Origin of the sequence: uncultured Shimia sp., from assembly GCF_947493595.1 — a bacterium.
In the GTDB taxonomy this organism is placed as follows: Bacteria; Pseudomonadota; Alphaproteobacteria; order Rhodobacterales; family Rhodobacteraceae; genus Shimia.
Genome location: NZ_CANLRL010000001.1, coordinates 373833 through 392823 on the forward strand (window position 1 = coordinate 373833; position 18991 = coordinate 392823).

Genomic DNA, 18991 nt, shown 5'->3' on the forward strand with positions numbered 1-18991 from the left:
TTAAGCTGCTTTGGCCTTGGCCTGCCGCCGTAGGTGTTTGCGGTAGAGCCATGGGGCCAGTGCGTGGTCGTAGGCGAGGCAGGCCAGCTGATTGATGCCGGGCAGGCCAACGAGGCGCGCGAGCCAGCGGAAGCGCGGCATTTCCTGCCAGAGAATTAGGAACGCTGGGATGCCGGAATAGAGCTCCCTGTTGGCCGTGACATGCAGGCGCTTGGCGGCGGTTTCTGGATCGACGCCCCATTGCGCGAGGGCGTCGGAGTTCAGATCGTCATAGGCGACGGGGATGTCACGCTGTTCGGTGTAGGACCGATAGTGGCAGATTTCTGCGTCACAGATCGGGCAGTCCGCATTGTAAAGCACGCGCGTTTGGTTGGACATGTCACTCTCCTTAAGAGGGATGTGTCTCGGGCCGTATGTGGCTGTGTGAAAAGCCTACGCCTCGGGGGAAGAGGCCTCAAGGGACAGGATGTCGCTGTTTTTGGGGTGGGCATATTGCTCAACGCAAAGGAACCTCATCTGGAATCTCGTTTGGGTTCTGCGAGGTCGAAACATTTTCCAAAAGCGCCTTAGCGCGGCCAAATAACTCGTCAAAGGTAACGATTTCAGGTGATGAGACGTTTTTTCTAAACAACTCAAAGCTCGCGATTTTGTCTGTATTTTCGGCTAGTTCCTTAAGGTCTCCAACGACAATAAACGACTTTGGCTTTACCGAATAAACTTCATCTAAGCGGTTTCCCTCTGCATCTTTGAGAAAAACTTCAAGCCTATCTTGTTCAAACTCAAAAACAGTCTTTTGGCATTGAGCTACCGCTCCAGCAAGTTCACCGCTTATAGGCCAACATCCTGATCTATAACTTCGTTTGTCCAGCAAAGGAGTGTCCGGTCGTTTTATTTCGGCGAGGACGAACTGACTGATTTCCGCTCGGGTTTTCATCAGAGCATCAGTTCTTTTGCCTGGCTGATCGAACTCGTAACCCGTTGTTACTGTTTCAAACTTTTTTGCGACTTTGGCCAGAGGTACGAAATTCAGACCAATTCCGAAAATCCATTGATTTCTTTCGAAGAATGATTGCCAGTCCGCTTCCGAACGATCATCGCTCAGTAAGTCTTCAAATTCACATAAAGCCCGTCTCTTTGTTTCCAAAGCAAAGATGTCTGTTTTCAAATTCGGTGATTGAGAGAGTTTTTCTGTAAACTCTTCAGCTTTGTCTGAGTCGAGAAGGTCAGCTAGGCGCTCAATGGATATTTGGCTGAGGTCCAAGCGAGTCTTTTGGGCATCCGCGAGGTCAAGCGACGCGATTACTTCAGTCAACCGACGAATTTTTTCTAACTGGAACCCGTTTAATGATATCGATCCATCGGGCTGCCAACCGTAGGTTTTGTGAAATTTCAGTTTGTGGATTTTGAAAGTTCCAAAATCTTCGCGATCCGCGACATAGAATGCTGAAACACAAAGTTTGAACCTAGCTCCGACATCTATCTCGTCGATAACGACTTCGCCTTCCTCAGCGAGTGAGGCGTAAGCGCCGCCCTTAGCGCTAGGGTTTATGTATAGTCGGCCGCTCTTGAAGTTAGCTATGTACGCAGAGTCTTCGTTCAATTCTTTATCCGTTTGTGGTGCATCCCCACAAATCATACTCCCCAGCTTCATCCACTTCAACGGTCACGATGTCACCGACCTTCAACCCATCCGTGCCTTCGTCAATAAACAGGTTGCCGTCGATCTCTGGCGCGTCGGCTTTGGTGCGGCAGGTGGCGATGCCGTCTTCGTCAATGTCGTCCACGATCACATCCATGGTCTGACCAACTTTGGCGGCAAGTTTGGCCTCGGAAATGGCCTGCGCCTTCTCCATGAACCGTTCCCAACGCTCTTGTTTGACCTCGGCGGGGACGTGGTCTGGCAGGTCGTTGGAGCGGGCGCCGTCGACGTTTTCGTATTGGAAGCAGCCAACACGGTCGAGTTGGGCTTCGCCCATCCAATCCAGGAGGTGCTGGAACTCGGCTTCGGTTTCGCCGGGGTAGCCGACGATGAAGGAGGAGCGCAGGGTGATGTCCGGACAGATCTCGCGCCAGGCGGCGATCTCGGTCAGGGTTTTGGAGGTGTGTGCGGGCCGGGCCATGCGTTTGAGCGTGTCCGGGTGGCTGTGTTGGAACGGGATGTCCAGATAGGGCAGAATGTTGCCCTCTGCCATCAGGGGGATCAAATCCCGCACGTGGGGGTAGGGGTAGACGTAGTGCAGGCGCACCCAGGCGTCAAATTGCCCGAGCTCGCGGGCCAGATCGGTGATGTGGCTGCGCACCTCGCGGTCTTTCCACGGGTGGGTGCTGTATTTGCGGTCGAGCCCATAAGCGGAGGTGTCTTGCGAGATCACCAGCAGTTCGCGCACGCCGCTGTCGACCAGTTTCTCTGCCTCACGCAGGATAGCGTGCACTGGGCGCGACGCCAGCTTGCCGCGCATGTCCGGGATGATGCAGAACTTGCACTTGTGGTTGCAACCCTCTGAAATCTTTAGATAGCTGTAGTGACGCGGGGTGAGCGACACGTTTTTGGCGGGCAGCAGATCAATGAAAGGATCGGGGCTGGGTGGCACGGCGCCGTGCACGGCATCGAGCACCTGCTCGTATTGGTGGGGGCCAGTTACGGCGAGCACTTTGGGATGCGCGCCGGTGATGTACTCAGGCTCTGCGCCAAGGCAGCCGGTCACAATCACTTTGCCGTTTTCCTGAATGGCCTCGCCAATCGCTTGAAGGCTTTCGGCCTTAGCGGAATCCAGGAAGCCACAGGTGTTCACAATCACCGCATCGGCGCCAGAGTAGTCCGGCGAGATACCATAGCCTTCGGCGCGCAGACGGGTGAGGATGCGTTCGCTGTCGACCAAGGCTTTGGGACAGCCAAGGGAGACCATGCCGATGGTCGGCTGGCCGGGGCGCGCATCCCCTGTGAGGGTGGTGCGGGCGAGGTCGGGGCGGAGTTCTGGCGGATTGCTGGACATGGGGCGCATATAGGGCAGTGCGCGTGATTTGGCAAAGGGGAAGGGGCGAATGGGAGGGGCTTTGCCCCCGCCCCATCAGAGATGGGCCTCCCCCAGGATATTTGTGGCAAGAAGAAACCGTGTCGGGGTGTTTGATCATATGCGTGATTGCGTGTGTGTTCTCGGGCGCTTAGGCTCCGGTTGAGCAGTAAAGGGAGGTCTCCGATGAAGATAATCCGGGGATTGGTGGCAGCGGTCTTGATTTTGGCAATTGGCGCGGTGGTGCTGATTGTGGCGTTGCCGGGGGAGAAGATTGCCAAGCTGGCGGCGGATCAGGTCAAGGCAATGACCGGGCGGGATCTGACGTTTGAGGGCAAAGTCGGGATCAGCTGGTATCCGGTGTTGGGGGTGACCACGGAGAAGGTCAGCTTTGGCAATGCGGATTGGTCGGAGCGCGGGCCGATGTTCACAGCCGAGAAGGCGGTGATTGGCGTTGATGTGATGGCGGCGATTGGCGGCGACATTCGGGTCAAAAATGTCGAGCTGGTGGCGCCGGATGTGGTGCTGGAGAAAACCGCTGACGGGCGAGTGAACTGGGATTTGAGTGGGGGTGCGGCTGTGGCTGGTAAGCAGGCTGCGAGCGCGCCATCCAGTGGCGAGGCAGTGCCCACGTCTGCGCCTGATGCGGCCACGGGTCTTGAGAGTTTCGCGCTGGAACGCTTGGTGATTACCGATGCGCAGGTGCGCTACATCGAGCATGGCGGGGCGCGGCAGGAGCTGTCTGGCGTGTCGTTGCAGATGGCTTGGCCAGGTGGCGACAAGGCGGCGGATATTGCGGTTGAGGCCAGCCCGTTTGGTGCGCCAATTAAAGTGGATGCAATGATTGCCGCGCCGCTGGACATGATCAGCGGTAGCGTTTCTGCGGTCGAGCTGGCCATGAAGGCCGGAGGCGGCACGGCACGTTTTACCGGACGTGCCGGAATTGCGCCGGAGGCCAGCGGCAAGCTGGATCTATCGGCATCTGATGCGGCGGCGTTTTTGGCGGCGCTGGGTGCGGGCGGTTTGGAAGGACCGCTGGGGGTCACCGGTGATGTGACCCTGACTCGCGACAACGTGGTGACAGTGCGCGGTGGGCAGGTGACAGCGCTGGGCAATGAGCTGTCGGTTCAGGCGGATGTAAACCTAAACGGCGTGCGGCCCAAAGTGGCGGCGCAGGTGGCGACACAGACGTTGCGGTTTGCGGCCAAGGACGGCGGCGAAGGCACGGCGAATGATAGTGCAGCCCCGGTGGGCTGGTCCAAAGCACCAATAGATGCCAGCGCGCTTGGGCTGGTTGACGGCACTGTTAGTTTTGCGGCTGAGGCGATGGATTTGAACGGCATCGCCTTTGGCAAGACCCGCGCGACAGTGGAGATTGATCGCGCGCGTGCGGTGGCGACGATTCAAGAGATGGCGGCATATGAGGGCGCGGTGACTGGTAGTTTTGTGGCCAATAACCGCAGCGGGTTTTCCATGCGCGGGGATTTGAACGTCACGCAGATTGCGTTGCAGCCGTTTTTGGCGGCGACGGCCGATTTGGACAGGTTCACGGGCAAGGCGGATTTTGAGAGCCGGTTTCTGAGTTCGGGCGAGTCTTTGGATGCGTTGATGAACAATATGAGCGGTGATGGCAGTGTTGAGATTGGGCGCGGGACCATCGAAGGCATGGATCTGGACAAGCTGCTGCGTGGCGATGTGACGGGGGGCACCACTGTGTTCAACAGTATGGTGGCGACCTGGACAATTGCCGAAGGTGTGCTGACCAACAACGATCTGTTGATGAGCTTGTCGAAGTTGGCGGCCAGCGGCGAAGGCACCGTTGGACTTGGTCTGCGCACCATAGACTATGTCTTCTCGCCACAACTGCGCGGGCCGGATGGGCCCCGTTTGATTGTGCCGGTGAAAATTATCGGTAGCTGGAGCAACCCTAGCATTGTGCCGGATCTGGAGAAAGCTTTGAAACGCAGCTTTGATAAGGAAATCAAAGCGGTGGAAGATGAGGCGAAACAGAAGCTGGAGAAAGAACTAGGGTTGGAAACGCAAGAAGGTCAATCGACTGAGGATGCGATCAAGGACAAGCTGGAGAAAGAGGCGCTGCGCGGCTTGCAGAACCTTCTTGGCGGCAATTGAGCGGGAGTGCGACGCGGAGTGCGCCCCATCTAAATACGTTGATTTTGCTGACCGCAATGTCGGTGTTGACGCTCAATATGTTCCTGCCATCGCTGTCTGCGATCGCTGAAGAATTTGGTGTGGACTATGGCGTGGCGAACCTCTCGATGGGGGCGTTTTTGGCGGTGACCGCCGTGCTTCAGCTCATCATTGGGCCATTGTCGGACCGGTTTGGGCGGCGGCCTGTGATGTTGGCTGGGGTGGCGGTGTTTGCGGTTGGCTCAGTGGGATGCCTTCTGGCGCAGGACATTGTCAGCTTTCTCGGGTTTCGCATGTTGCAGGCCGCCAGCGTGGTCGGCATCGCGCTGAGCCGGGCGGTGGTACGGGACATGTATGGGCCACAAGAGGCGGCGAGCACGTTGGGATACATTTCGATGGTGATGGCCATTGCCCCGATGACCGGCCCAACGGTCGGCGGCTTGCTACATGAAGCCTTTGGGTGGCGAGCCAGTTTTGCGGTCTATTCGCTTGTGGGCGTGGGTTTGGTCTGGCTGACGTGGCGCGATCTCGGAGAGACCAATCAGTCCCGCGCGACTACGATGGGAGAGCAGTTTGTCACTTATCCAGAGCTGCTTCGGTCTCGTCGGTTCTGGGGCTATACCCTGTGCAGCAGTTTTTCGGTTGGGGCGTTTTACATCTACATCACCGGGATTGTGCTGGTGGGGGCGTCGGTGTTCCAGATGAGTCCAACCACGGTGGGCATGGCAGTGGGCACCATTGCCATCGGATTTGCCTTTGGCTCGTTTTTGTCTGGTGTGTTGGGCAAACGGGTTCCGCTGTGGGTGTTGATGGTCTCAGGCCGAGTTGTGGCCTTGGCGGGATTGTGTCTCGGGCTTGCGGTTGTCTTGGCCGGGATTGTGCATCCGTTGACCTATGTCGGCACCGTGGTTTTTGTCGGTCTGGGCAACGGGTTGACCTTGCCGGCCTCCAACAGCGGCGCGATGTCAGTGCGGCCCCGTTTGGCGGGCAGCGCCTCAGGGCTGTCCGGAGCCATGAGCGTGGCCACGGGAGCGGCGCTGACCAGCCTGACAGGGGCGGTTTTGACGCCGCAGAATGGTGTGGTGCTGATGATGGGCATGATGATTGCAATTGTGGCGGTGTCGCTGCTGTGTTCGGTGTATGTGCGTTGGCTCGACCTTGTGGACCCTCTGCCTCTTGAAGCGGGTTGACGGCGGCGCGCTGCCCGTGCCATCACTTGCCCCATGATCAAGAACAGCATCTTTTTTGGCACGTATTATACCCTGACCACATAGTGGCGGGGTCTTTGGCATCTTCATCCGCTGCGTTTGACGGGGATGAAGACACAGAAACCTTCCTAGACAGCTAGTCCCGGCAAACGTGGCCTCACAAACGAGGTCCACTATGGGACAGACAAAACAGACAGATGAACAGAGCACCATTGGCTTGGTGGGCTTTGGTGGCTTTGGCCGGTTGATTGCTCAGGAGCTTTGGGCAGGATGCCCGATCCGGATTTGTGATCCAAGTTACACGCGGGCGAGCCTGCGGGATGGGCGGCGGGTGCCGATGGAAGGGCTGGCTGAGGTAGCACAGTGTGACATCGTGATCCTGGCGGTGCCTGTGGCGCGTATGGCGCATGTGTGTCGGGTGTTGGCGCCACATTTGCGGCCGGGCACACTGGTGTTGGACGTGGGCTCGGTGAAGGTGGCACCGATGCGGGACATGCGGGAGTTGTTGCCGCCCCATGTGGAGATCCTTGGCACACATCCGTTGTTTGGACCGCAAAGTGCAAAAGACGGCGTGGTGGGGCGCAAGATTGCCCTGTGTCCGGAGCGCGGGGACCGCTGGCGCAAGGTGGCGGCTTTCCTGAAGGCGCGTGGGCTGGAGGTGATTGTCACCACTGCAGAAGAGCATGATCGCGAGCTGGCGATGGTGCAGGGGCTGACCCATCTGATTGGCAAGGTGCTGACCGATTTGGGACCACTGCCGGAGCGCATGACCACGGCCAGTTTTGACCTGCTGCGCGAGGCAGTGAGCATGGTGCAGGATGATCCGCCCACAGTGTTGCACGCGATTGAGGTGGCCAATCCCTATGCGGCGGAAGTGCGGGAGGCATTTTTTGCGCGGGCCTCGGAGTTACAAGCGCAGTTTACGCCGCCGCCGGTGGTCAGCGAGGTGGCGCAAACGGCTTAGAAGGCGCCCAAAAGACTGTACGCGACGGATGCGCTGGCCGCGGCAAACACCCCGGCCAGAAAGGGGGTAATATTGACCCTGGCCCGGGCGGGCAGCTTTAGGCGCACAGACAGAATGATGATGATCCCGCCAACCAGAGCGGTTGCAACGGAAACATAGTGGCTGTGTTTTTCAGTGTATCCACCTGCGATGGCTCCGCAAATGACCGCCACAACAAACAGCCATTTCATCCAGCGGGCAAAGTACTTGGGATACATGCGCAGCAGAAAGCTGTTTACCCCAAACAAGTGGAGACAGAACACAAGTGCCGCCACAACGTAGATCGCCAGGTTGCCGTGGTTCAAGTGCACAACCGTGGCGCCAACCAATGCATTGTAGATTGAGAAACTGATGGCATTTAGAGCCAGACCCAGGCGGGACGGGCGCGCGGAGCTGCCTTTGAAGTCAACGAGATAGTAGATGAGAAACCCGAACAACATGTAGAGGTACAGCCGCTGAGTGACCAGCGGGTGCGCGTCTGGAAACCGGTTTGCGAGTGCCACTGTCATATAGCCAATTTTGGGCAGCAAATAGAGGAAGGCGTAGCCAAGTCCCAGCCCGGAGGAAAAATCCAGAAGCCAGCGCGATGCACTTGGTCGGTGGTGGTAAAATGGAGCGGAGCCAAGGTGTACCGCTGCAATCAAGAGCAGGGTCACGGTTTCAAAAAGGGAGAGCATCGCGCGTTAGGTCTTTGCGTTGAAATTGCCTGGCCTGGAATACGGGGTTCCATCTGAAGCTATCGCTTGTTGCGCCATAAAAAAAGCCCTGGCGCTTGGCTCAGGGCTTTCTGATGTAGTGCATCCGGAGGTTACCGTTTGCGATCGCGGCGGGCACTCATTGGCTGGAAGGCCACACCAACATGGGCTTCGCAATAGGGTTTGCCTGCTTGCACAGGCAAGCCGCAGAACCAGAATTCGTCAGTCGCAGGGTCACCCACCGGCCACTTGCATGTACGCTCGGTCAGTTCCATCAGGGAAAGTTTCTTGGCGGTCTTTTCTACTTCGTTGACCTTGGCCAGAGCTTCCGGGCTGATCTCATTGGCGGACGGCTGCGGTGGCAGCGGCTGACCGGCTGGAATGATCTGCTTACGCAGCGATTGTGCCGGGCGCGGCGCGACGGCCGGTTCGGTTTTGGGTTCTGGCTTGGGCTCAGCTTTCGGCGCAGCCTTGGGTTTGGGCGGCGCCTTGGGTTTGGCGGCTGCTTTAGGCTTCGCGTCAGCTTTGGGCTTGGCATCTGCCTTGGCGCCACCGGTGGCCCGGTTGGATAGGCCCAGACGGTGCACCTTGCCGATCACCGCATTGCGGGTCACCCCGCCCAGTTCCTTGGCAATCTGGCTGGCCGATTGGCCTTCGCCCCACATTTTTTTCAACAGCTCTACGCGCTCGTCGGTCCAGGACATCCGTCACTTCCTCAGCTAAAAAGCGGCCTCAACAAAGGCCGCCTCTGCATTTCTTGGTCAGGCACCTATTCTAATCACCCCAGCCCGAGTTACAAGGCGAAGAATCACTCCGGCGCGTGGCAATTGCCAGACTGGGGAGGGAATACCACAGCGACTTGGGGAAAACGGCAGCGATGGCACAGGATCAGGCAACAGAAATGGGCGTGCGGCGCTTTGGTCGGGTGAATTGGCTGGGGCTTGGCACGTTGGCCAAACGCGAGATCCTGCGCTTCCTGGCGGTGTGGACCCAAACCTTGTTGGCGCCACTTGTGACCGCCGGTTTGTTTTTGCTGATCTTTTCGATTGCGATCGGGCCCAGCCGTGGCGCGGTGATGGGGGTGCCGTTCCTTACGTTTCTGATCCCGGGCATTATGATGATGACAGTGATCCAGAACGCTTTTGCCAACACGTCATCGTCGCTTGTGATCACCAAGGTGCAGGGCAATATTGTCGACACACTGATGCCGCCACTGTCGCCTATGGAGCTGGTGCTGGGCTATCTGGCAGGGGCGGTCACGCGTGGGCTGTGCGTGGCCGTGGCCATCACCATCGCCTTGGCTTTGATCTTGGGGCAGGGGGTGGCGCATCCGCTTTGGGCGCTTACTTTTGTGTTGCTAGGCGGCACGATGATGGGCGCGGTAGGGATCATTGCAGGGATTTTTGCCAATAAGTTTGACCAGATGGCGGCGATCACCAACTTCATCGTCACGCCATTGGCCTTTCTGTCGGGCACATTCTACTCGGTAGAGGCTTTGCCAGAGAGCTTACAGGCTTTCACCCGCGTAAACCCAATCTTTTACCTGATTGATGGCACCCGCTACGGCATGATTGGCGTGTCAGATGGGGCGCCAGTGCTCGGCTTGACGGTGGTCGGCGCAGTGACAGTGGCGCTGATTTCCGCGGCTTACGTAATGTTTAAAACCGGCTACCGTCTTAAGAGCTAAACCGGTTTTCTTCTTGCCGAATATATCCAGGGGGAGTCCGTGAGGACGGGGGCAAAGCCCCTGCGTCTGGCCTCAGCGCCAGAACGCCAACCATTCGATCAGCTCAAAAAACTTCTTGGCAAACAGCAAGAATGTCGCGCTGTCGTTGAACACCACGTCGATCCCGAGCAACGCCACAAGAAACAAAAACAGAAAGATGGCAATTTGGTTGGTCATGACGCACTGCGCCCCCGGATGTGTCGTGGTCGGACCAGATATGCCCGACCCCATCCGAGGGCGCAAGTTGTTGTATTGATAAGGGCTTAGACGCGGCCCATCAGTGCAGCCACATCCGCCATGCGCGCGGAGAAGCCCCACTCATTGTCATACCAAGCCAGCACGCGCACCAGACGCTTGCCCAGTACTTTGGTCTGGTCCGCGGCAAAGGTGGCGCTTTCGGTGGTGTGATTGAAGTCAACGGAGACCAGTGGCAGGTCGTTGTAGCCCAACACACCTTTCATTTCGCCGGCAGCAGCTTCGGCCATCACAGCGTTCACGTCTTCCAGAGTTACATCCTTGGAAGCGGTGAAGGTCAGGTCCACAGCGGAAACATTTGGGGTTGGCACGCGGATTGCGGAACCGTCCAGCTTGCCTTTGAGCTCCGGCAGCACTTCACCCAGTGCTTTGGCGGCACCGGTGGAGGTTGGGATCATCGACATCGCGGCCGCACGGGCGCGGTACAGGTCTTTGTGACGACGGTCCAGCGTTGGCTGATCGCCGGTATAGGCGTGGATTGTGGTCATGATGCCTTCTTCGATGCCGAAGGCATTGTTGAGAACCTTGGCCACCGGCGCGAGGCAGTTGGTGGTGCAGGAGCCGTTGGAGATCATGTTGTCGTTGGCTTCAAGCTGCGCGTCGTTCACACCAAACACGATGGTTTTCTGCACGTTTTTCGCCGGGGCGGAGATCAGCACCTTCTTGGCGCCGCGTTCCAGGTGCTTTTTGGCTTTCTCACCGTCGTTGAAGTTGCCGGTGCATTCCAGAACAACGTCCACGCCGTCCCAATCTAGCTCGTCCATGTCGTAGGTGGAATACATGCGCATGGGGCCTTGGCCCACGTCCATGGTGCCGTTGCCGGCGATCACTTCGTTGCGGAAGCGGCCATGTACGGAGTCATAGCGGATCAGGTGCGCGGCAGTGTCCAGCGGGCCGGTGGCGTTAATTTTGACAACGCGGACATCTTCGCGTGCTTCTTCGGCGATATGCATGAGGGTCGAACGGCCAATGCGGCCAAATCCGTTGATGCCGACGGTAACAGTCATGAAGAGCTCCTGTCCTGCTCTGAACGGTGGAAATATGGTCTTGGCTATAGTCCGGTGACGCCCTTTTAGAAAGGTAAAATCCTGAGAAAAAACGGCATGTTAGCGTTAAAATGTTGCGGTGTCGCTATCGGTTCCGCTGCCGGTGGCGCTAACGGTTGTGGTGGGTGTTGCCGTGGTGCGGCGAAAGCCGTGCGCGCGCAGCAAAGCGCTGTGGAATGAGGGGTGCTTTCGAATCGCTGCTGATGTGTTGGAGCCCGGCGACGCATCCGTCCGGCAGAGCGCAGCGCAGGATTTTTGGAAAATGTCACAACATGCAGGTGAAATGGCACGATTTGCGAGTGGTTTCCTGCTGGTTTGGCTTATTCTATCTTCGACAACGCAAATGGCGCCAAAGGACGGGAGGCAGCTTATGCAACTGATCGTGGATGGAAAATCCCATGAAGTGGATGTCGAAGAGGACATGCCGCTGTTGTGGGTGCTTCGGGATGAATTGGGGATCAAAGGGGTAAAGTATGGCTGCGGTGTCGCGGCCTGTGGCGCTTGTACTGTGCACATCGATGGCGTGGCAGTGCGGTCGTGTCAGACGCCGGTGGCGGATGTGGATGGACCGGTGACAACCATTGAGGGCCTCGGGCAGCCAGAGGCATTGCACGCGGTTCAAGAGGCCTGGGTGGAACATCAGGTGGCGCAGTGCGGTTACTGTCAGTCAGGACAGATCATGCAGGCGGCGTCTCTGCTATCGGAGATCAAGATGCCGTCGGATGCCGAAATTGACGAAGCGATGAGCGGCAACCTGTGTCGTTGCGGAACATACCCGCGTATTCGCGCGGCGGTAAAGACGGCTGCGGCCAAGATGCAGGAGGCGTAAGGTATGGGCAAGGTTGGAAAAATTGCGCGCCGCACGTTCCTGTTTGGGGCCGTTGCTGTGGCAGGTGGCGTGGCTTTTGGCGTCTACAAAGTGCGTACGCCATATGAGAATCCGCTCAAAGATGGACTGGCTGATGGGGCGTCCACCTTTAACCCTTGGGTGGTGATTGATGGCGAGAAGATCACCCTGATCACGCCGCACGGCGACAAAGGCCAGGGCGTGGCACATGCACAGGCGACATTGATTGCGGAAGAACTGGACGTGGAGTTTGGTCAATTCGAGATCGACTTTGGCAAGCCGGACAAAGCCTATTGGAACCGCGCGTTGGCCGGGGATGGCGCGCCGTTTATGGCGACGGACGAGAGCTTCACAGCCGAGGCCACCCGCAGCTTTATGGGCGGTATGATCAAGCTTCTGGGCATGCAGATCACCGGCGGCTCTACGGCAATGCCCGACAGCTATGAGAAGCTGCGTGAAGCAGGGGCTGTGGCGCGGGAAACTCTGAAGCTGGCGGCGTCCAATGTGAGCGGCGTGCCGGTGGCGCAGTTGAAAACCGCAAATGGTGCCGTTCAACTGCCAGATGGCACAGAGCTGGCCTATACGGCGCTGGCTGGGGAAGCGGCAAAGGTTGAGCCTGTCACCGAGATCACTTTGCGCAACCCGTCAGAGTGGCGCTTGATTGGTAAGCCGATGCAACGGTTGGACATGGTGGCAAAATCCACCGGCACTTTGGACTATGGCATCGACGTTGAGGTCGACGGCATGGTGCATGCGGCGGTGATGTGTAACCCGCGTCAAGGCGGGACACTCGAAGGCTATGATGCCAGTGAAGCGGAGAGCATGCGCGGTGTGCAAAAAGTTGTTGAGGTCAGCGGCGGTGTTGCGGTGGTGGCCGACAATACCTGGCGGGCCATTCAGGCTGTGCAGGCGATTGACTTTGATTGGGGCGCCGCGCCTTATCCTGCGGAGCAAGATGGTCATTGGGCCGCGATCGAAGCCTCTTTCAATGAGGACCAACTCGACAAAGAGTGGCGTAATGAAGGGGATGTGACAGCAGCCTTGGCCGGCGGCAAGGCCGTGGACACCGCGTATCGCGTGCCTTATGTGGCGCATGCGCCGCTGGAGCCGCTTAACGCCACGGTTTTGGTTGAGGATGACAAAGTCACCGTTTGGACAGGGCATCAGATTCCACGCATGTTGCAGGATCAGGTGGCAAAGGTCACTGGCCACAATTCTGAGCAGATTGAGCTGGTGAACCATTTCATGGGCGGAAGTTTTGGGCACCGGTTGGAATTCAAACACGTGGAGCTGGCGGCAGAGATTGCCAATCAGATGCGTGGCACGCCGGTGAAGCTGACATACAGCCGTGAGGAAGATTTCGCGCATGACTTCCCGCGCCATATTGGCTTGGCGCGCGGCAGTGGTGCGGTCAAGGACGGCAAAGTGACGGCGATGGATTTGCAGGTGGCGATGCCATCGGTGGTTGGTTCTCAAATGGGCCGCGCTGGCCTGAATGTGCCGGGACCGGACATGCAGATCGCGGCGGGGGCCTGGAACAATCCCTATGGGTTGGAGAACTTCCGTATGCGGGCGTATCGCGTGCCGGAGTTGGCGCCGGTGTCGAGCTGGCGCTCTGTTGGGGCCTCTGCCGGTGGGTTTTTCTTTGACAGTCTGTTGGATGAGTTGATCCATGAGGCGGGCGCCGATCCGCTGGAAGAGCGCATTCGTCTGATGCAGCACGACGTGAGCCGCAAGGTGCTGGAAACTGTCGGTGAGATGTCCAATTGGGGCAGTCCGTTGGGGCCAAACAAAGGGCGCGGTGTCGCCTTTGTGGAGAGCTTTGGCGTGCCAACTGCCGAAGTGATTGAGGTTACCAACACCGCAGATGGCATCACTATCGACAAGGTCTGGGTGGCGGCCGATGTGGGCACGGTGATTGATCCGGTGAACTTTGAGAACCTTGTGCAAGGCGGTGTCATCTTTGCGCTGGGCCACGCGATGAACAGCGAGATCACCTATTCCGACGGCATGGCGCAGCAAGCCAACTATTGGGATGCCGAGGGCATGCGCCTGAAGCAGTGCCCAGAGATCATGGTGCGTGGCTTGGAAAACAGCGACCAAGTGCGCGGCATTGGCGAGCCGCCGGTGCCACCAGCGGCACCAGCCCTGGCCAATGCGATTTTTGCGGCGACGGGGCAGCGTATTCGCGAATTGCCGCTGTATCACCACATTGATTTTGCCTGAAAAAGAAAGGCCCGCCGAGTTGGCGGGCCTTTTGCTTAGCTGGGTTTGAAGTTTGGCGGGCGTTTCTCAAAAAACGCTGCACGGCCCTCTTTGGCGTTGTCGCTGCCTAAGAGAAGCGGTTGCAGGTCGCGTTCATAGTCTATCGCGCGGTCCATGCGGCCGCTGTCAAACGCCTTGATGGCGCGCAGGGCTTCCGGCCCCAGTGTTTCGACATGTTTGGCAAGTTCCAGCGCAGTTTCGAGTGCTTTTCCATCTTCAACCAACTCATCCACCATGCCGATGCTTTCGGCCCGTTCTGCGCTGACAGGTTTGGCGTAGAGCATGATTTGGCGGGCGCGGGATTGGCCGACACGGGCGGGCAGGGAGGCCAGCAGGCCGTAGTCCGGCATCAGGCCGATCTTTGGAAAGGCCGCCATGAAGCGGGCGGAGCTTCCTGCGATCACGGTGTCGCACATCATGGCAACCGCCAGACCTGCCCCTGCGGCCCAGCCTTCCACAGCAGCAATCACCGGGACCGAGCCGCCTGTGATTTGGTTCACCATGTGTTTGACGTGTTCAAAGTTGATACGCTTGAGGCGCGCCGGTGCATCCATGGTGGAAATGTCCCCGCCAGATGAGAAATTTCCGCCTGCGCCGGTGAGAATGATCGCGCGAATGGAGGTGTCCTCTTCGGCCTCCTCCAGGGCTTTGGAAATCGCTTCGCGGGTGGCCACGCGGATCGGGTTGAGCCGCGCCGGATCGTTGAGGGTCAGCACCAGCGCGTTGTCGATGCGTTTTGACAAAAGAGGTTGGTCTGACATGGAGGCTCCTCGGCTTGTTTTCTGGCAATTGTAGGCGTTGGCGTAGAAGGCTCAAGTAGGGCGATAGCGTTTGATACGTGACGTCATAGTCAGATCAGCCAATACGCGAGTTCACGGCGTGGTCTTCCCTTTCGTTGCTTGCAAAGATACGGTCGGGGTGACCGAGATTGAGGGGACAGGACATGACGGAAATCCAAAAAATTCTGCATGTTGAAGACGATGCGGATATTCGTGAGATCACGTACTTAGCTTTGGCCGAATTTGGGGGCTTTGAGGTTATGCAATGCGCCAATGGCACCGAGGCCATCAAGAAGGCTGCGAAGTTTGCGCCGGACTTGTTGCTGTTGGATGTAATGATGCCGGGGTTGAGTGGGTTGGAGACGCTGACCAAACTGCGACGTCAGGATGAACTGGTCGACGTGCCGGTGATTTTCATGACCTCCAAAGACGTGACGTCGAAACACCATTCCGACATCACTGAATGCGCCGCCGGTGCCATTCAGAAGCCATTTGATCCGGTCTCCTTGCCAGACCAACTGCGAGCGATTGTGGCCAGTTCCAAGTGAGCGTGCCTAAGCGGTTTCGATCACACAGCCAAGCTCTTCGGTGAGCAGGTCGGCGGCCACAAGGATGCTTTCCATCTCCGCATCACACGGCGCCTGCTGCTGGCTGCGTTCCAGCAAGGCCTCTGCCTTTTCTGCCAGCTGGCCCAAGCGGTGCAAGCCGTAAGTGGCACAGATGCCGGCCAGTTTGTGTGCGGCCAAATGAAGACCGTCCAGCGCGGATTTGTCTGCGCCGTGCTCCAGTAGCGTTGCGGTGTGCTCTTCAATTTCAGCCTCCCGCTGAGGCAGACCGGACATGAAGTGTCGGCGTAGGCGGTCAAATTTATCCTGATGATCGTCTGGAAACATGATGGTGCTCCTTCTGAGGCTCACATTTGTGGCAGTTCGATGCTGATGTTGTCTTCGGTATCACATAGGGGGAAGACCGCGTAGAACCTGGTGCCTTCGCCCAGTGTGCTGTCAAAGTCGATGGAGGCCCCATGATCTTCGACGATCTGACGCGCGATGGACAGACCCAGGCCAGAGCCCTCAAAGTTGCGGCAATCGGAATTGTCGACCTGGGTGAATTTGCCGAAAATTTGCGGGCGTTCCCCCTCGGGGATACCAACGCCATAGTCGCGGACCTCTAACATGGCACACCCGTCAACCAAGCGGGCGCTGAGCTCCACATAGCCGCCCTCATGGGAAAATTTCACAGCGTTAGACAATAAGTTGTCCAAAACCTGCATCATGCGCTCATGGTCCGCGCGAATGGTTAGCGGGAATGGGGGCGGGGCGGTGCGCACAACAATTTCATACTGATCGGCATAAGGCGTGATGGACTGTGCCGCGTCGTTGAGCAACTCACCCAGATCCACGGGCGCAAAATGATACACCATCTTGCGGGCTTCCATTTTCTGGATATCGAGCAAGTCGTTGATCAGCTTACTCAAGCGTTTGCTGTTTTTATGCGCGATATCGAGCATCCGGTCAGCCTTCTCAAGATCCTTGGAGAGGTTGGTTTCCCGCAGGAGTGTCAGTGAACCAGTGATCGAGGTCAGCGGCGTGCGCAACTCGTGGCTCACAACAGAGACAAACTGAGATTTGATCTCGTAGCTTTCGCGCGCTTTGTCCCGCTCGGAGCGCAGCTCGTCCATTTGGTCCAAGGTGCGCTGATACATGCGCAAAAAGATCGTCGAGCACTCCAGCACAAAATAGAGCACAAACAGCGAGGTGGCGAAATGCAGCCAGAGCTTAGAGGTGAAGTGCGCGCCTTCGGTCAGGATGTCGGAGGCAGGGATAAAGATAAACAACGCGCCATAGGTGATCAGGCGCATGGCCAGAACTTGTTTGAGTTGATGATTGTTCACGGCCGCAAATAAACCTGCCGCAAATAGGAAAAAGAGCGACGTGAAATGCTCGCCCGGACCTTCCAGTCGCGCGAGCAAAAGCGTGAATGTGGCAATCGAAATAGCTGAAATGCCGTTGGAGGCAAACAACAGCTTCAACAGTCGGTGGCTGTGCCGCAGCGAATGGTCCGTGCGATGAACCACTTTATGACAGACAATGCCGTCAAAAATGTCACCAACCTGGATCAGCAGGTAGCAGAGGGCTGCGAGCGGCCAGGAGTAGTAAAACCCGCATAGGAAACCGGCACCAGCGTAGATGCCCTGGCGTTGCCAGAACAATGCTGCGCCTCCGCTGGCGAAGTCATGCATCTGTTGCTTGAGGCGGCGGGAGTGTTCCACCGGTGGTTGGCGGCGGGGGAACATCACACGGAGACGGCGTGCGATACGGCGCAGTATCGGCGTGTCTAACCGTGAGCGGTTCGAGTGTTCAATGTGCATTCTGCGACATCCGGTAGTGATCGGTTTAGGCGCCAAGTGGCAGCTTGGCGGAGTTGCCATCAAAAAAAGCAGCAGAATGTGGCTCAAAAATGGTCCGGGTCCGGCAGGAAAGGGGATTCCTAGCTCGGACGGGCATTTGTATCGGTTTGGAACACACGTCCGTCGTGCTCCAGCTTTCCGACAGTTTCGGTGCGGACAAAATCCAGCAGTTCAAAAGTGGTGTCGATATGGCCGCGCTTGTGCGGCACGTAACCGGATTGATCAAACGTGCCTGTGGCCTCGATCACATCGCCAGGGGCGACGGTGTCACGAAAGCGGTCAATGAGTGCCTGATCGGTCACAGTGAAACACACGCGTTTCGGATAGCGAAAACCCGGCGCCTCAGCTCCGGTTGCGGCGGTCGCAGAAATATCAACCAACAAACGTGGCTCCGGTTCAGACAAAAGCAACGTGTGGGCGATTTCACCTTTAACGTGAAAATTTAAGAAGTATGGCTGCATCTCTATCCCTGTGGTCCTTTACCCGTGACGCGTGACAGTTCCGTGAAATTCTGTCGTCATAAGGTGGCTTTTTGGTGTTTGAGGCGGGGAAATTTTACGAAGCCATTAGTTAACAGGTTCCGCCGTTAATAAAGGTTTCGCCTTAATTGGTTGATAGAGAGTAAATTTTTTGCATAACATTCATTTAAATTTGCGAAAACTGTGTTCTAGGAGCAGAAACAATCTACAAAGTTTTAAAGTTGAACTTTTTCTGTAGAAGTTGGCTAAAAATTGTGTCTCAATTGAGATGAAGGGTAAATCGGGTCGCAGGCATACTACGCGGTTAGGTTGTGTCTGAAGGCGAAGCTTGAGGTCCGAGTAACAGTTTTCCGGTTGATGTGTACGGTACGAGGGGGCTGACCTGGCAAACGGGTGGCCGGAGGTTCCTTTGTGTTTTGGTCGGTGATGAGTGTGTGGGTTTGTATTGGGTGCGTGCCAGAAGGGCCGCGCCACAGTGTGAGTGAGTTCATTTGGTGCCTGGGGCAATGTGTATCCGGAGAAATTGGGGAAATGCTGACGACTACTCTGTCATTCGAGAACATGCACAAGCATGGCGAATTGATGGTCAACCTTTTGAGAGCGCGAAAGCAGTCTTTCATCATCCAGAACAACTGGGACCTGCCCGAAGTGGCGGGTATGGAGTACGACCAATACGACACACCGGCATCGAGCTGGATTGCGGTACATGAAGGTGAGCGTGTGCTGGCGGGGGTACGGCTGACGCCGACCACAGCGCGCTGCGGCATGTACTCCTATATGATTCGAGATGCCCAGAAAGGCATGCTGGAATCTATTCCAACCAACCTGCTGTATGACGAAGCACCAATTGATCCGTATATCCTGGATGCGAGCCGTGTGTTTGTGGCGCGGGATGTGCCTGCCGAGGAACGTACCGAGGTGCAAACACAGCTGATGGAAAAGCTGATCGAGACGGCCCGAGAAATGGAAGCCAAGCAGGTGCTGGGTCTTGTGCCTGCGATTTGGCCGCGGTGGATACGCCGTCTTGGATTGGTGGCAGAGCCAGCCGGACCGGTGATGCTAGTCGATGGGGCCCCTGTTCAGGTGGCGCGCATGGATTTGTCACACACCCACCACTAG

Annotated in this window: 19 protein-coding genes; 8 read left to right on the top strand and 11 right to left on the bottom strand. The window is 57.3% G+C overall.

The genetic code is table 11. The annotated features are described in order from the left end of the window. From Q0955_RS01880 to rimO, 3 genes are all read right to left on the bottom strand, one after another. Complete coding sequence (locus Q0955_RS01880) at positions 1–378, bottom strand: thiol-disulfide oxidoreductase DCC family protein (RefSeq protein WP_299419172.1); 378 nt, start codon at positions 376–378, stop codon at positions 1–3. A 118-nt stretch (positions 379–496) separates the two neighbouring features. Continuing rightward, positions 497–1651 (bottom strand): Shedu immune nuclease family protein, encoded by a 1155-nt coding sequence (locus Q0955_RS01885; protein WP_299419174.1) that lies wholly within the window; start codon positions 1649–1651, stop codon positions 497–499. Further along, positions 1605–2993: a 30S ribosomal protein S12 methylthiotransferase RimO gene (gene rimO, locus Q0955_RS01890; protein ID WP_299419176.1), complete on the bottom strand. Its 1389-nt coding sequence runs from the start codon at positions 2991–2993 to the stop codon at positions 1605–1607. The genes Q0955_RS01885 and rimO overlap by 47 nt, the downstream gene beginning before the upstream one ends. A 204-nt stretch (positions 2994–3197) precedes the next feature. Between rimO and Q0955_RS01895 the strand changes: the two genes are divergently transcribed. From Q0955_RS01895 to Q0955_RS01905, 3 genes are all read left to right on the top strand, one after another. Further along, complete coding sequence (locus Q0955_RS01895; protein ID WP_299419178.1) at positions 3198–5141, top strand: AsmA family protein; 1944 nt, start codon at positions 3198–3200, stop codon at positions 5139–5141. 44 nt (positions 5142–5185) lie between these two features. Then, positions 5186–6349, top strand: a complete 1164-nt coding sequence (locus tag Q0955_RS01900) for a multidrug effflux MFS transporter (protein ID WP_366140643.1) — start codon at positions 5186–5188, stop codon at positions 6347–6349. Between the two features lie 193 nt (positions 6350–6542). Continuing rightward, positions 6543–7331, top strand: coding sequence for a prephenate dehydrogenase (locus Q0955_RS01905; RefSeq protein ID WP_299419182.1), 789 nt, complete (start codon positions 6543–6545; stop codon positions 7329–7331). Here the strand turns inward: Q0955_RS01905 and Q0955_RS01910 are convergent. Next, a complete protein-coding gene (locus Q0955_RS01910; RefSeq protein ID WP_299419184.1) occupies positions 7328–8047 on the bottom strand; it encodes a hypothetical protein in 720 nt (239 codons plus the stop codon). The two genes, Q0955_RS01905 and Q0955_RS01910, sit on opposite strands and share 4 nt — an antisense overlap. A gap of 131 nt (positions 8048–8178) precedes the next feature. Next, complete coding sequence (locus Q0955_RS01915; RefSeq protein ID WP_299419186.1) at positions 8179–8769, bottom strand: GcrA family cell cycle regulator; 591 nt, start codon at positions 8767–8769, stop codon at positions 8179–8181. A gap of 173 nt (positions 8770–8942) precedes the next feature. Here Q0955_RS01915 and Q0955_RS01920 point away from each other — a divergent pair, with 173 nt between their 5' ends. Then, positions 8943–9752 carry an ABC transporter permease gene (locus tag Q0955_RS01920; protein WP_299419187.1) on the top strand — a complete coding sequence of 270 codons (810 nt, stop codon included), beginning with the start codon at positions 8943–8945 and terminating at the stop codon, positions 9750–9752. Positions 9753–9824: 72 nt separating this feature from the next. Here the strand turns inward: Q0955_RS01920 and Q0955_RS01925 are convergent, their stop codons facing one another. Together Q0955_RS01925 and gap are read right to left on the bottom strand one after the other, a co-directional pair. Further along, on the bottom strand, positions 9825–9968 hold the full coding sequence (locus Q0955_RS01925) for a hypothetical protein (RefSeq protein WP_299419189.1): 144 nt from the start codon (positions 9966–9968) through the stop codon (positions 9825–9827). A gap of 86 nt (positions 9969–10054) precedes the next feature. After that, positions 10055–11053 carry a type I glyceraldehyde-3-phosphate dehydrogenase gene (gene gap, locus Q0955_RS01930; RefSeq protein WP_299419191.1) on the bottom strand — a complete coding sequence of 333 codons (999 nt, stop codon included), beginning with the start codon at positions 11051–11053 and terminating at the stop codon, positions 10055–10057. 409 nt (positions 11054–11462) lie between these two features. Between gap and Q0955_RS01935 the strand changes: the two genes are divergently transcribed. Together Q0955_RS01935 and Q0955_RS01940 are read left to right on the top strand one after the other, a co-directional pair. After that, positions 11463–11921 carry a (2Fe-2S)-binding protein gene (locus Q0955_RS01935; protein WP_299419193.1) on the top strand — a complete coding sequence of 153 codons (459 nt, stop codon included), beginning with the start codon at positions 11463–11465 and terminating at the stop codon, positions 11919–11921. A gap of 3 nt (positions 11922–11924) precedes the next feature. Then, a complete protein-coding gene (locus tag Q0955_RS01940; protein WP_299419195.1) occupies positions 11925–14165 on the top strand; it encodes a molybdopterin cofactor-binding domain-containing protein in 2241 nt (746 codons plus the stop codon). A 35-nt stretch (positions 14166–14200) separates the two neighbouring features. Here Q0955_RS01940 and Q0955_RS01945 read toward each other — a convergent pair whose 3' ends face one another. Then, positions 14201–14965 carry an enoyl-CoA hydratase-related protein gene (locus tag Q0955_RS01945; RefSeq protein ID WP_299419197.1) on the bottom strand — a complete coding sequence of 255 codons (765 nt, stop codon included), beginning with the start codon at positions 14963–14965 and terminating at the stop codon, positions 14201–14203. A 182-nt stretch (positions 14966–15147) separates the two neighbouring features. On the opposite strand from Q0955_RS01945, the gene Q0955_RS01950 reads away from it, so the two are divergent. Further along, positions 15148–15531 (top strand): response regulator, encoded by a 384-nt coding sequence (locus tag Q0955_RS01950; protein ID WP_299419199.1) that lies wholly within the window; start codon positions 15148–15150, stop codon positions 15529–15531. A 6-nt stretch (positions 15532–15537) separates the two neighbouring features. On the opposite strand, the gene Q0955_RS01955 is transcribed toward Q0955_RS01950, so the two are convergent. The 3 genes from Q0955_RS01955 to Q0955_RS01965 form a co-directional block, all read right to left on the bottom strand. Next, on the bottom strand, positions 15538–15876 hold the full coding sequence (locus Q0955_RS01955; protein ID WP_299419201.1) for an Hpt domain-containing protein: 339 nt from the start codon (positions 15874–15876) through the stop codon (positions 15538–15540). 20 nt (positions 15877–15896) lie between these two features. Further along, the gene (locus Q0955_RS01960; RefSeq protein ID WP_299419202.1) at positions 15897–17354 is read right to left on the bottom strand and encodes a HAMP domain-containing sensor histidine kinase; all 1458 of its coding nucleotides are present in this window, start codon (positions 17352–17354) and stop codon (positions 15897–15899) included. A 119-nt stretch (positions 17355–17473) separates the two neighbouring features. Then, complete coding sequence (locus Q0955_RS01965) at positions 17474–17854, bottom strand: hypothetical protein (RefSeq protein ID WP_299419204.1); 381 nt, start codon at positions 17852–17854, stop codon at positions 17474–17476. Between the two features lie 549 nt (positions 17855–18403). Between Q0955_RS01965 and Q0955_RS01970 the strand changes: the two genes are divergently transcribed. After that, positions 18404–18991, top strand: coding sequence for an acyl-homoserine-lactone synthase (locus Q0955_RS01970; RefSeq protein ID WP_299419206.1), 588 nt, complete (start codon positions 18404–18406; stop codon positions 18989–18991).